The sequence below is a fragment of the Kurthia gibsonii genome (assembly GCF_006539985.1).
Classification (GTDB): domain Bacteria; phylum Bacillota; class Bacilli; order Bacillales_A; family Planococcaceae; genus Kurthia; species Kurthia gibsonii.
The window spans coordinates 1-13,650 of sequence record NZ_BJOB01000001.1 but is presented as its reverse complement, the minus strand read 5'-3'; the positions used below and the strand labels follow the sequence as shown (position 1 = coordinate 13,650).

Below are 13,650 nucleotides of genomic sequence, written 5' to 3'. Positions count from 1 at the left end.
TTCGTACTTCCCTTCTTTTTTAAAAATAAATTTATTTTCCTAAACAGAACTGTGAGAATAGCTGATTTAATAAACTTTCTTGCATTGTATCTCCGATAATTTCTCCAAGAATTTCCCATGTACGCGTTACATCAATTTGAATCATATCTACAGGCACATCTGCCTCTGCTGCATTAATCGCATCTGTGATACGATCTAACGCTTGATGCAGTAACGCAATATGACGTGAATTCGATACATACGTAGCATCTCCGGCATCAATTGAACCTTCAAAGAACATCGCTGCAATTGCTTCCTCTAAAGCGTCTACACCTTCTTCATTTAAAATAGATGTTGTAATCACACGACGATCCTTTGCTAAAGTCTTCACTTGATCTAAATCGATATTTTGTTCTAAATCTGTTTTATTTACAACGACAATATAATTCATATCTTGAATTGTTTCGAAAAGACGTAAATCTTCGTCTGTTAATGCTTGATTATAATTTACAACAAATAAAATGAGATCTGCTTCATGTAATACTTGGCGTGAACGTTCTACACCAATACGTTCTACAATATCTTCTGTTTCGCGAATACCCGCTGTATCCACAAGACGAAGTGGCACACCACGAACATTGACATACTCTTCAATAATATCACGAGTTGTTCCCGCAACATCTGTTACGATTGCTTTATTTTCTTGTACTAAACTGTTTAAAAGCGATGATTTCCCTACATTTGGACGTCCTAAAATAACTGTGGATAAACCTTCTCGTAAAATTTTACCTTGTGAAGAAGTTTGTAATAACTTTTCGATTTCACCTTTTACCCAATTTGATTTTTCAAGCATAAGTGGAATTGTCATTTCTTCCACATCATCATATTCTGGATAATCAATATTTACTTCTACTTGTGCAAGCACTTCAATTAGTGCTTGGCGTAGCTGTGTAATCAAACGAGACAATTTTCCGTCCATCTGTCCTAAAGCTACATTCATCGCACGATCTGTTTTCGCACGAATTAAATCCATTACTGCTTCTGCTTGAGATAAATCAATTCGTCCATTTAAAAATGCACGTTTTGTAAATTCACCAGGCTCAGCCATGCGTGCACCGTTTCGTAAAATAAGTTGAAGTACACGATTCACAGTAACGAGACCACCATGACAGTTAATCTCAACTACATCCTCACGTGTAAAAGTTTTTGGCCCCTTCATAATTGAAACCATGACTTCTTCCACAACTTGTCCACTATCCACTTCTTTTAAATGACCGTAATGGATTGTGTGAGATGGTGCTTCTATCAAACTTTTTCCGCTCGGGGAATGAAATACACGATCAGCAATTGCAAATGCCTCTTCACCACTAATGCGTACAATCGCAATCGCCCCTTCTCCTGATGGCGTAGAAATTGCCGCAATTGTATCAAATTCAAACATCTTTTGAATCCTCCTTGGATCTAATTTTCCGTAATTCACTAATGATATATGTTAACATAAATTCTTTTTTCACTACACTCATATTACTTCAAAAAATAAAGAGTCCTTCTCCGTAAAAACGTGAGAAGGACTCTTTCACAATCCTTTAATACTATGAGCGAATAGGTTCAATTACTAAATGGCGACGGTTCGCGTCACCTTCAGAAAAAGTATCCACATCCAAACGTCTCGCTAACGAATGATGAATAATTTTTCTTTCACTAGATGGCATTGGTTCTAAATCAATACGTTTACCTGTGGATACAGCTTGATCAGCTAAACGATGTGCCAATTCAATTAATGCTCCTCTACGCTTTTGGCGATAGTTTTCCACATCTAATTCTAAAGTAAGGTAGCGCGTTGTATATTTTTGTACAACTAATTGCGAAACTAGTTGAAGTGAGTTCAATGTTTGACCTCGTTTTCCAATTAATAGTGCTGCTTTCTCGCTTGATAATTGAATATGAATTGTTTTCTGCTTTTGTATAACATCCATTTGCAAGTCATGGATATCCATTTGCTTTACGATAGACTCAATATACGTTTTTGCTTCTTCAATTGCACGGGTGTCATCATGCTTTATTTGAATTTCTTCTTTTTCCACAGAGTTATCTACAGTTTGTGGATGAACTTCATCATTTTCTACTTCTTCAATTTCTGGTTCAACCAGTATTAATTTCTCTTTTACATGAACATGTGCATCACGAACACCAATACCTAAAAAACCTTTTTTAGGCTCCTGTAAAATTTCTATTTCTACTTGGTCATGGGTCAAATCAAGTTTTTTCAAAGCATTCGCAACAGCTTCTTCCACTGTTTTCGCGACTTGGATCGATTCTTTCAATTGGGCCCCTCCTGTTGTTCGCAGGATGAAGTAATGTAGAAATCTTTTTAGTGATCGCTCCCTGCGAGTCAATTCATTTTCTCTATTTTATCATGCTTATTCTGCTTAACTCTAGTAGTTCTCTTCAAAAATTTAGAGATTTTTAAAACATGTTCTAAACTCTTTTTTACTTCTTCAAAATTCATTGTGGCCGCCGGTTTTCTGGCGATAATGACGTAATCCATATCTTGGCGTAACTCAAGATCTAGCTCGTGAAAGCTTTGTCGGATATAACGTTTAATTTGGTTTCGTGTTACGGCATTTCCTAACTTCTTACTCACAGATAAACCGATACGAAACTGTTCTTGCTCTTCTTTTGCTAAACCGTAAACAACAAATTGACGATTCGCAAAAGATTTACCTCTTCGAAATACTTTTTGAAAGTCATGTTCTGACTTCACTCTACGACTTTTTTTCATCGTTCACCTGCTCAACAATTATTGAATAGAGTTGTCCGTGCCAAAAATTGACACGAACCTCTCAAAAGAAAAAGACCACTGATGTTGGTCAGTGGACTTGCTTATGCTGATAATACTTTTCTACCTTTACGACGACGAGCTGCTAATACGCGACGACCGTTTTTAGAACTCATACGAGCACGGAAACCATGCACTTTGCTATGTTTACGTTTTTTTGGTTGGTATGTGCGTTTCATTGTGTAATACACCTCCTGTTGAAAGTCTAAAGTCCATTTATAAATGCTACAGACAGTCTTGCACATTATAGCGTTTTTATAAATAGTTTGTCAATACGGATCCCAAAAAGTCTGCTTCAAAAATACCCTGATTTTCATTGCTAAATAACAAATAAGATTTATCCACAAATCTTATTTTGGTTATACAGAAAGCTTGTGACTAAAAATTTTCAGATATTTTTTATCCACAGGTATTATCTACAAGTTTTTCACAAATTAATACCCTGTGGATAAAGTTATTCGAGTGGTAACCTCCCACTGTGGATAAGTACTTTAAATACTCGTATACCAATTATTAAAGGACTTCAGTTTTGTTGAAATGTTTGTATACAATTTTTCCCTTAACTCTATTTTTCCACAATTTATTATAACCTGTGGATAAAGTTATTTGCACCCTCTTAACAACACTTATCCACAGGTTGTTGCTATTGTGTATAATTCTATTTTCATGTATATTAAACATTGCGCTTTTATTTACATAAAAATTAATTGAAAGGAGAGACGATTTTGAACCAAGAAGAACTGAAACATTTTTGGAATCAGGTGTTACATGAGGCCAAAAAAATCATATCGAAACCAAGCTTTGATACTTGGCTTAAATCAACTGAATTAATTGCATATGAAGATGATCAACTCGTTGTTTCAGCTGAAAACTCATTTTCAAAAGAATGGTTAGCTAAAAATTATGTAACTACAATTCAAGGGATTGTTAAAAAATTAACGGGTTCGTCATTGGATATTCATTTTACTGAAGTAGCAGATGATGATTTTCAACCATCAACTAAACGTAAGAAAAAAGAGTTACCTGTCGTTGCAAATGATCACTCTCCAGCAATGTTAAATACAAAAAATACATTTGATACATTTGTAATCGGACCTGGAAATCGCTTTGCACATGCTGCATCATTAGCTGTAGCTGAAGCACCAGCAAAAGCTTATAACCCTTTGTTTTTACATGGGGGAGTAGGTTTAGGAAAAACACATTTAATGCATGCAATTGGTCATTATGTGTTAGAACATGACCCAAATGCGAAAGTAGTTTATTTATCTTCGGAGAAATTCACAAATGAATTTATTAATTCAATTCGTGATAATAATACGGAGGCTTTTCGTAATAAATATCGAAAAGTAGATGTGTTATTAATTGATGATATCCAGTTTTTAGCTGGAAAAGAATCTACTCAAGAAGAGTTCTTTCATACATTTAATACCCTACATGAAGAGTCTAAACAAATTATTATTTCAAGTGACCGCCAACCGAAAGAGATTCCAACATTAGAAGATCGTTTACGTTCTCGTTTTGAATGGGGATTGATTATCGATATTGGTCCACCTGATTTAGAAACACGTATTGCCATATTAAGAAAAAAAGCTGATGCAGATGGTTTGCAAATTTCAGATGATGTAATGAGTTATATTGCAAGTCAAATTGATTCGAACATTCGAGAGTTAGAGGGTGCTTTAACACGAGTTGTTGCTTATTCAAACTTACTAAATCAACCTTTAACAGCTGAATTAGCTGCTGAAGCTTTAAAAAGCATCATGCCTTCAACAACTCCAAAAATTTTATCCATTTTGGATATTCAAAAGACTGTTGGGGAACACTATGGTATTAAACTTGAAGATTTTTCTGCTAAAAAGAGAACAAAATCAATTGCTTTTCCTCGTCAAGTAGCTATGTATTTATCACGAGAAATGACAGACTCCTCACTACCAAAAATAGGTGAAGAATTTGGCGGTCGTGATCATACAACTGTAATTCACGCACATGAAAAAATTACATCCTTATTAAAAACAGACGCAATTTTACAAGATGATATTAAACAGATTAAAACCAAGTTAAGTAATTAGCTTGTGGATAAATTAGATTTTTAACCACACACTTATACACAGTCTATCTACAAGCAGATAGACTGATTTTATTCGTACGAGATGGGTTATCCACAGAATCCACACCCCCTATTACTTAAACTATTAAAAATAATATTAATTAATAATATATAAAGAGAGGTTATTTACATGAAATTCAACATAGTAAGAGATCAGTTATTAAATGCACTAAATGATGTAATGAAAGCTGTAAGTTCAAAAACAACGATTCCAATTTTAACAGGTATTAAAATTGATGTATCTACAGAAGGTATTCGTTTAACAGGTAGTGATGCAGATATTACAATTCAAACATTTATTCCAACTGAAAAAGACGGTCAACAATTAATTCAAATTGATGAAACAGGTTCAATTGTTTTACAAGCTCGTATGTTTAACGAAATTATTCGTAAATTACCAACAAATGAAGTTGAAATTGAAGTAACTGAAAATTATCAAACGCGTATTCGTTCTGGTAAATCGGATTTCCACTTAATCGGCTTAGAACCAAATGAATATCCAATGCTTCCAGAAGTAAGTGAAGAAAATCAAATTTCAATTCCTGGAGATTTATTAAAATCGATTATTCGTGAAACAGTATTTGCAGTTTCAACAAGTGAATCGCGTCCTGTATTAACAGGAGTAAATTGGAAAGTTACAGAAGAAGGACTTATTTGCGTTGCAACAGACAGCCATCGTTTAGCACGTAGAATTGTCACGCTGGACAATTTACCAAAAGATGTGGAAAGTGTTGTTATCCCAGGGAAGAGTCTAACTGAATTAAGCAAAATTCTTTCAGATTCATCTACACCTGTGAATATCTATATGACAAATCAACAAGTATTATTCAAAACTGAAGATGTTCTTTTCTTCTCACGTTTATTAGAGGGGAATTATCCTGATACAAATCGCTTAATCCCAGAAACATATCAAACTACTGTACAAATTAACGGTAAAGAATTATTACAAGCTATCGATCGTGCATCACTTTTAGCACGTGAAGAACGCAATAATGTTGTTCGTTTTTCAACTTTAGATCAAAACCAAATCGAAATTTCTTCAAATTCACCTGAGATTGGTAAGGTTGAAGAAGAAATTCAAGTACAAGAATTAACGGGTGATGAATTGCGTATTTCATTTAGTGCGAAATATATGATGGATGCTCTAAAATCAATAGATGGTCAAGATGTAATCATTCAATTCACTGGTGCGATGCGTCCATTTATCATTCGTTCAATTCATGACGACTCGATTCTACAGCTGATTTTACCTGTGCGTACGTATTAATATTTTAAAATAGCAACAGCGCGAATTATTTCCCAAGCGAGTTTAGTACCAGGTGCTAAATTCGCTTTTTAATACCTATTTTTACTTATTGCTTAAAATTCGGTATAATAGAAAGATAAAGAATCGTTATGAAAAGGATGAAAACTGTGAACGAAATCGTAATAGACACTGAATATGTAACATTAGGTCAATTTTTAAAAATGGTCGACCTTATTAGTTCTGGAGGCCAAGCAAAATGGTACCTTGCTGAGAATGATGTATTTGTGAATGATGAGTTAGAAGATCGCCGAGGAAGAAAATTAAGACACGAAGATATTGTGGAGTTACCTGAGGTAGGGAGATTTATTGTGAAAGATGCATTTCTTGAGGAATAATGCATGTATATTGAACGCTTAAAATTACATGATTACCGAAATTACAATTCTTTTGAATTAAATTTTTCTAAAACGATTAATATCTTTATCGGTGAAAATGCACAAGGTAAGACGAATGTCATGGAAGCAATTTATGTTTTAGCGATGGCAAAATCACATCGAACATCGAATGATAAAGAATTAATCCAGTGGGGCGCTGAGTATGGTAAAATAGAGGGAGACATTCAAAAACGATATGGAAAACTCCCTCTAGAACTTACAATCTCCAAAAAAGGTAAAAAAGCGAAAGCAAATCACCTCAATCAAAGTAAATTAAGCGAATATATTGGACAAATGAATGTAGTCATGTTTGCTCCTGAAGATTTAAATGTCGTCAAAGGAAGTCCACAGTTGCGCAGGCGTTTTTTAGATATGGAGATTGGTCAGATTTCGCCGACTTACTTACATGATTTATCTAGCTTTCAAAAAATATTAAAACAGCGTAATCATATTTTGAAAAAAAATCAGGGAAAACGAAATTTAGATGATTTAAGTTTTGATATTTTCACTGAACAATATGTTGCCGCTGCAGTGAAGGTTATTCGTAAACGTTTTGAATTCATGGAATTATTACAAGAGTGGGCTGCGCCTATTCATTTTGGAATCTCAAGGGAAAAAGAAAAGCTAGAAATTCACTATAAAGCTGTAAGTGGATTAGAAGCTTCTTGGGATTCAACAGCTATGGAAGAACATCTATTAGCTAAATTAAAAGAACAAAAAAATCGAGAGCTTGAGCGTGGTGTTACATTACTTGGTCCGCACCGTGATGACTTACAATTTATGGTAAATAGTTATGATGTACAAGTATATGGTTCACAAGGTCAACAACGCACAACAGCACTTTCTTTAAAATTAGCTGAGATTGAATTAATTAAACAAGAAGTGGGAGAAGCGCCGATTTTATTATTGGATGATGTTTTATCTGAATTAGATGATTATCGCCAATCCCATTTATTAAACACAATACATGGCGATGTACAAACATTTGTTACAACAACGAGTGTAGATGGCATTGACCACAATACAATACGTGAAGCAAAATTGTTTCACGTGAAACAAGGTTCTGTAGATTCTGAGTAACAGTATTTACAGAACCTTATCAAATCAAAAGACATCTAAATGTTATATGAAAGAGTAGGTGGAACCAGTTATGACGTTAGAAGAGAAAAATCCAACTTCATATGATGCCGAGCAGATTCAGGTTTTAGAAGGATTGGAAGCTGTTCGTAAAAGACCAGGTATGTACATTGGATCGACCAGTTCTAAAGGTCTTCATCATTTAGTGTGGGAAATTGTGGATAACAGTATTGACGAAGCTTTAGCAGGTTACTGTGACACGATTACTGTTGCAATTGAAAAAGATAATTGGATACGCGTAGAGGATAATGGTCGTGGTATTCCAGTTGATATACAAGAAAAAGTTGGTAAGCCAGCTGTAGAAGTTATTATGACAGTACTACATGCAGGTGGTAAATTTGGCGGTGGCGGTTATAAAGTTTCGGGCGGTTTACATGGTGTAGGTGCTTCAGTAGTAAATGCACTATCTGTCGAAACAAGCGTACAAGTTCATCGTGATGAAAAAATCCATGAAATCATCTTTGAACGTGGTCAAGTTGTACAAGAGTTAAAAGTGATTGGTGAGACAAATCATAATGGTACAACAACGCGTTTTAAAGCAGACCCAGAAATTTTCAAAGAAACAACTGTATATGAATATGATATTTTAGCGCATCGTATTCGAGAATTAGCATACTTAAATCGTGGTATTACGATGATTATTATTGATGAACGACCAGGTAGCGAACGTCGTGATGAGTTCCACTATGAAGGCGGTATCAAATCATATGTAGAACATATCAATGAGAACAAAGATCCACTTCACCCAGCGATTGATTTAAAAGGTGAAAAGGACGGCATTTCTGTAGAGATTGCAATGCAATACAATGATGGCTTTGCATCCAATATTTTCTCTTTTGCTAATAATATCAATACGTATGAGGGTGGAACACATGAATCAGGTTTTAAAACTGCCTTAACACGTGTGATTAATGATTATGGACGTAAAAATAATCTAATAAAAGAAAATGATGCGAACCTTACAGGTGAAGATGTACGGGAAGGGTTAGTTGCGATTGTTTCAATTAAACATCCTGATCCACAATTTGAAGGTCAAACAAAAACAAAATTAGGTAACTCGGAAGTTAGTACGATTACGAATTCATTATTCTCAGAACGCTTCGAACGTTTCTTATTAGAAAATCCAAATGTGGCACGTACAATTATCGACAAAGGTTTAATTGCCTCTCGTGCGCGCGTAGCTGCTAAAAAAGCACGTGAAATGACACGTCGTAAATCAGCTTTAGAATTTTCAAGCCTTCCTGGTAAACTTGCTGATTGTTCATCTCGTAATCCAGCTGACTGTGAGATTTACATTGTAGAAGGAGACTCTGCAGGTGGGTCTGCAAAATCTGGACGTGATCGTCATTTCCAAGCAATTTTACCGCTGAAAGGTAAAATTTTAAACGTTGAAAAAGCACGTTTAGATCGTATCTTATCAAACGAGGAAATTCGCGCGATGATTACAGCCATCGGTACAGGTATTGGTGAAGAATTTAATTTAGAAAAAGCACGTTATCATAAAATCGTTATTATGACCGATGCCGATGTTGATGGTGCGCATATCCGTACATTACTATTAACATTCTTCTTCCGTTTCATGCGCCCATTGATTGAAGCAGGCTATGTGTATATCGCACAACCGCCACTTTATCAAGTGAAGCAAGGGAAGCATTTAGAATACTGTTATAGCGATGCGGAATTACAAGAAATTTTAAATCGTTTACCAAGTCAACCAAAACCAATGACACAACGTTATAAAGGTCTTGGTGAGATGAATGCAGAGCAGCTGTGGGATACAACCATGGATCCAGAACATCGTGTGTTATTACAAGTTGAATTAGATGATACAATTGAAGCAGATCAAGCATTTGAACAATTAATGGGTGATGATGTAGAACCACGTCGTCAATTTATTAATGAGAATGCAGTATATGCAGATTTAGATATTTAAGTAAGGTTTTTGAAAGGAGGTTTACGTTTTGTCTGAAGAAAATCACTCCGGCGTAAAAGGAGTCAATATTACTAAAACAGTTAAAACAGCATTTTTAGATTATGCTATGAGTGTAATCGTTTCACGTGCATTACCAGATGTGCGTGATGGATTGAAGCCAGTTCAAAGACGTATTTTATATGGAATGCAGGAGCTAGGTAGTACATCGGATAAACCATATAAAAAATCTGCACGTATTGTTGGGGATGTTATGGGTAAGTATCACCCGCATGGTGACTCATCTATTTATGAAGCAATGGTACGTATGGCACAGGATTTCAGTTACCGTTACATGCTTGTAGATGGGCATGGTAACTTTGGTTCGATTGATGGTGACGGTGCCGCAGCGATGCGTTATACAGAATCGCGTATGTCAAAAATCGCAATGGAGATGTTGCGTGACATTAACAAAAATACAATTGATTATAAAGATAACTACGATGGGAATGAACGTGAACCGGTTGTATTACCAGCGCGTTATCCTAATTTACTTGTGAATGGAACATCAGGTATTGCTGTAGGTATGGCAACAAATATCCCTCCTCACCAACTTGGTGAAGTGATTGATGGTGTTTTAGCAGTATCTGAAAATCCTGCAATTACGACAGAAGAATTAATGGAGATCATTCCAGGTCCAGACTTTCCTACAGGTGGTCTTATTCTTGGGCGCAGTGGAATTCGTCGTGCCTATGAAACAGGACGCGGATCAATTGTTGTCCGTTCAAAAGTTGAAATCGAACAAAAAACAAGTGGTAAAGAAGTAATCATTGTGAATGAACTTCCTTACCAAGTAAATAAAGCGCGATTAATTGAGAAAATTGCTGAATTAGTTCGTGATAAAAAAATTGATGGCATTACGAATATTCGAGATGAATCGGATCGTAATGGTATGCGTATTGTGATTGATGTACGTAGAGACGCAAATGCAAATGTTGTTTTGAATAATTTATATAAACAAACTGCAATGCAATCAAGTTTTGGTATTAACATGCTAGCTTTAGTAAATGGCCAACCGCAAACACTAAGTTTAAAAGAAGCTCTCTATCATTATTTAGAACATCAAAAAGAAGTAATTCGTCGCCGTACAGAATTTGAATTAAAGAAAGCTGAAGATCGCGCACATATCCTAGAAGGACTTCGTATTGCGCTAGACCATATCGATGCAATCATTCAATTAATTCGTAGTTCACAAACAGCAGATGAAGCGAAGCGAACGCTAGGTGAGCAATATTCATTAAGTGAAAGACAAGCACAAGCCATTCTTGATATGCGATTACAACGTTTAACAGGTTTAGAACGCGATAAAATTGAAGAAGAATACAATGGTTTATTAGCTCTAATCGCAGAATTAAAAGAAATTTTAGCAAATGAAGGAAAAATCATTGCGATTATTCATGAAGAGTTAACAGAAGTAAAAGAGCGCTTCAATGATGCACGCCGTACAGAAATTATTGCTGGTGGCGCGAACATGATTGAGGATGAAGATTTGATTCCAAGAGAAAATTCGGTGTTAACACTTACACACAATGGTTATATTAAACGTTTACCTGCTAATACATACCGCAGCCAACGACGCGGTGGACGCGGTGTTCAAGGTATGGGAACGAATGAAGATGATTTTGTAGAACATTTAATGTATGCTTCAACGCATGATACAATTCTATTCTTCACTTCAAAAGGTAAAACGTTTAAAGCGAAGGGATACGAAATCCCTGAGTTTGGACGTACAGCAAAAGGTTTACCGATTGTGAATCTGTTAAATGTGGATAAAGATGAAAAAGTAACAGCGATGATTCGCGTTCCTTCATATGAAGAAGATGCTTACTTTATTTTCACAACAAAAACAGGTGTAACGAAGCGTACATCATTATCAAACTTTGCAAACATTCGTACTAACGGTTTGATTGCTATTTCTTTACGTGAAGATGATGAATTAATCTCAGTGCGTTTAACAGACGGTACAAAAGAAATTATTATCGGAACACATCAAGGGATGTTAGTTCGTTTTAAAGAACAAGATATTCGTGCGATGGGACGAAATGCAGCTGGTGTTCGTGGTATTCGTTTACGTGACGATGACTATGTAGTCGGCATGGAAATCTTAGAAGAAGGTCAAGAGATTCTTGTTGTTACAGAAAAAGGTTATGGAAAACGTACTTCAGAAGAAGAATATCGTTTACAAACTCGCGGTGGCGTGGGAATTAAAACATGTCAAATTACAGATAAAAATGGTCCGGTAGTGGCAGTTAAAGCAGTTACAGGTGAAGAAGATATTATGCTTATAACAATTAACGGTATGTTAATTCGTATGGATGTAAATGATATTTCTCAAATTGGACGTAGTACACAAGGTGTTCGTTTAATTCGCTTAGCCGATGAAGAATTTGTTGCGACTGTTGCGAAAGTAGAAAAAGAAGATCCATCTGAAGAAGAATCTGAAAATCTTGAAGAAGAATCTACAGAAGAAGAATAGTTGTTAGACTTAGAAGAAATCACGTTAATATGCGTGATTTCTTCTTTTTATATTGGAACACATAAAAATTAGGTGTATATTTAATGAAAGTAGACTATTTAGTGGAAAATATGTGCATTGATTTTTTATAAAATAGAATGAGGAGGCAGTGAGTTGGATACAGTAAAAATTAATTTAGATGAAATAAAATTAGGTAGTGTATTAGCAGAAGATATTTTAGCGAACACACAGTATCCAATCGCATATAAGGATACAAGAGTAGACCGTGACATGTTGATGGTCTTTCAAGCGTTCAATATATCGATGATTCCAATAACAAAACAATCAATTGAATCTAAAAAAGAAGTAGTATATACAAAAGAAACTTTTAAAACAGATGAGCAGAACTTTGAGAAAAAACTTAAAACAAGTGTGCAAAAATTTAAATCTGAATTTTCCAACTGGGAAGCAGGCTCTAAAGTAGATATCGGTAAAGCACGAGATATTGTCATGCCGCTAATTGATGAGATGATTACAGATCGCACAAAAATCTTCACATTGAATGATTATGCGGATTCTAGAGAATATATTTATCATCATGCAGTAGCAGTAGCTTTAGTAGCAGCTGTTATTGCGAATAAGATGAAATATAACAAAGGTGATGTTCTACAAATTGCAACAGCTGCCTTGTTAGCTGATTGTGGTATGGCGAAGATTAGTAAAAGAATTCGAATGAAACCAGGTGCTTTAAATGAATTTGAATTTAAAGAAATCATGAATCATCCAATTCATAGTCTGAAGATGGTAAAAGATATACCGATTTTAAAACAAGAAATGAAGCTCGCGATTTTTCAACATCATGAAAAATTAGACGGAAGTGGTTATCCTAATCGAGTCAAAGGTGATTCAATTACACAGATATCTCATATTATTGCAATCGCAGATGTATTTCATGCAATGACTAGCGAACGTTTATACAAACCTAAAGAGTCTGTGTTTAAAGTAGTAGAAGTCATTAGAGAATCAGCATTTGGTAAGTATCGTATAGATGTCGTTCAGGCCTTATTGGCGTCAGTAGCAGATCTACCTTTAGGTACAGTAGTGGAACTGTCTAATGGATTAATCGGAACGATTGTTTATACAAATAATAATTTAATTACACGACCTACTGTTAAAATTGAGCATAGTGGAGAGATTATTGATTTGAGTTTAAAAAGAAATATGTTTATTCACCGAGTTCATATATAGAAGAAACACTTTGGAAATACACCACAGACAGTAAGTCTAAGGTGTATTTTTAAAATCTAAAGTTAATTTCATAAAAAAACTTGCACTTTATAAAAAAGTATTATATTATATAAAAGTTGCTGTTGGAAAACAGTTATAAAAATATTTTAAAAAAGCAATTGACTTCAATGAATTATTGTTATATAATTAAGGAGTTGTCCAGTTAAGAAATACCAACTGACACAAAAAACTTTTTT

Annotated in this window: 11 protein-coding genes; 7 read left to right on the top strand and 4 right to left on the bottom strand. The window is 34.9% G+C overall.

All coding sequences use genetic code 11. From position 1 onward, the window contains the following. Positions 1 to 31: 31 nt before the first annotated feature. The 4 genes from mnmE to rpmH all read right to left on the bottom strand — a co-directional run bounded on the left by mnmE (position 32) and on the right by rpmH (position 2,997). Positions 32 to 1,420, bottom strand: a complete 1,389-nt coding sequence (gene mnmE / locus KGI01_RS00055) for a tRNA uridine-5-carboxymethylaminomethyl(34) synthesis GTPase MnmE (RefSeq protein ID WP_141272250.1) — start codon at positions 1,418 to 1,420, stop codon at positions 32 to 34. 151 nt (positions 1,421 to 1,571) lie between these two features. Beyond that, complete coding sequence (gene jag, locus KGI01_RS00050; RefSeq protein ID WP_141272248.1) at positions 1,572 to 2,303, bottom strand: RNA-binding cell elongation regulator Jag/EloR; 732 nt, start codon at positions 2,301 to 2,303, stop codon at positions 1,572 to 1,574. Between the two features lie 68 nt (positions 2,304 to 2,371). Beyond that, positions 2,372 to 2,761, bottom strand: a complete 390-nt coding sequence (gene rnpA / locus KGI01_RS00045) for a ribonuclease P protein component (protein WP_087682065.1) — start codon at positions 2,759 to 2,761, stop codon at positions 2,372 to 2,374. A 101-nt stretch (positions 2,762 to 2,862) separates the two neighbouring features. Then, positions 2,863 to 2,997, bottom strand: a complete 135-nt coding sequence (gene rpmH / locus KGI01_RS00040; protein WP_036200974.1) for a 50S ribosomal protein L34 — start codon at positions 2,995 to 2,997, stop codon at positions 2,863 to 2,865. Between the two features lie 546 nt (positions 2,998 to 3,543). On the opposite strand from rpmH, the gene dnaA reads away from it, so the two are divergent. The 7 genes from dnaA to KGI01_RS00005 all read left to right on the top strand — a co-directional run bounded on the left by dnaA (position 3,544) and on the right by KGI01_RS00005 (position 13,414). Then, positions 3,544 to 4,887, top strand: coding sequence for a chromosomal replication initiator protein DnaA (gene dnaA / locus KGI01_RS00035; protein ID WP_141272246.1), 1,344 nt, complete (start codon positions 3,544 to 3,546; stop codon positions 4,885 to 4,887). Between the two features lie 168 nt (positions 4,888 to 5,055). Further along, positions 5,056 to 6,192 carry a DNA polymerase III subunit beta gene (gene dnaN / locus KGI01_RS00030; protein WP_068456860.1) on the top strand — a complete coding sequence of 379 codons (1,137 nt, stop codon included), beginning with the start codon at positions 5,056 to 5,058 and terminating at the stop codon, positions 6,190 to 6,192. A 146-nt stretch (positions 6,193 to 6,338) separates the two neighbouring features. Further along, positions 6,339 to 6,566: a S4 domain-containing protein YaaA gene (gene yaaA / locus KGI01_RS00025; protein WP_141272244.1), complete on the top strand. Its 228-nt coding sequence runs from the start codon at positions 6,339 to 6,341 to the stop codon at positions 6,564 to 6,566. A gap of 3 nt (positions 6,567 to 6,569) precedes the next feature. After that, positions 6,570 to 7,685 carry a DNA replication/repair protein RecF gene (recF, locus tag KGI01_RS00020; protein ID WP_141272242.1) on the top strand — a complete coding sequence of 372 codons (1,116 nt, stop codon included), beginning with the start codon at positions 6,570 to 6,572 and terminating at the stop codon, positions 7,683 to 7,685. Positions 7,686 to 7,755: 70 nt separating this feature from the next. Further along, positions 7,756 to 9,675 (top strand): DNA topoisomerase (ATP-hydrolyzing) subunit B, encoded by a 1,920-nt coding sequence (gene gyrB, locus KGI01_RS00015; protein ID WP_141272240.1) that lies wholly within the window; start codon positions 7,756 to 7,758, stop codon positions 9,673 to 9,675. A 28-nt stretch (positions 9,676 to 9,703) separates the two neighbouring features. Beyond that, the gene (gene gyrA / locus KGI01_RS00010; protein WP_141272238.1) at positions 9,704 to 12,187 is read left to right on the top strand and encodes a DNA gyrase subunit A; all 2,484 of its coding nucleotides are present in this window, start codon (positions 9,704 to 9,706) and stop codon (positions 12,185 to 12,187) included. A gap of 153 nt (positions 12,188 to 12,340) precedes the next feature. Beyond that, complete coding sequence (locus KGI01_RS00005; RefSeq protein ID WP_141272236.1) at positions 12,341 to 13,414, top strand: HD-GYP domain-containing protein; 1,074 nt, start codon at positions 12,341 to 12,343, stop codon at positions 13,412 to 13,414. Positions 13,415 to 13,650 lie beyond the last annotated feature (236 nt).

What these genes read in the sequence shown, in the direction of transcription:
- rnpA (WP_087682065.1), bottom strand. Translation starts at nt 2,761, where the DNA reads ATGAAAAAAAGTCGTAGAGTGAAGTCAGAACATGACTTTCAAAAAGTA.
- recF (WP_141272242.1), top strand. Translation starts at nt 6,570, where the DNA reads ATGTATATTGAACGCTTAAAATTACATGATTACCGAAATTACAATTCT.
- mnmE (WP_141272250.1), bottom strand. Translation starts at nt 1,420, where the DNA reads ATGTTTGAATTTGATACAATTGCGGCAATTTCTACGCCATCAGGAGAA.
- gyrB (WP_141272240.1), top strand. Translation starts at nt 7,756, where the DNA reads ATGACGTTAGAAGAGAAAAATCCAACTTCATATGATGCCGAGCAGATT.
- rpmH (WP_036200974.1), bottom strand. Translation starts at nt 2,997, where the DNA reads ATGAAACGCACATACCAACCAAAAAAACGTAAACATAGCAAAGTGCAT.
- dnaN (WP_068456860.1), top strand. Translation starts at nt 5,056, where the DNA reads ATGAAATTCAACATAGTAAGAGATCAGTTATTAAATGCACTAAATGAT.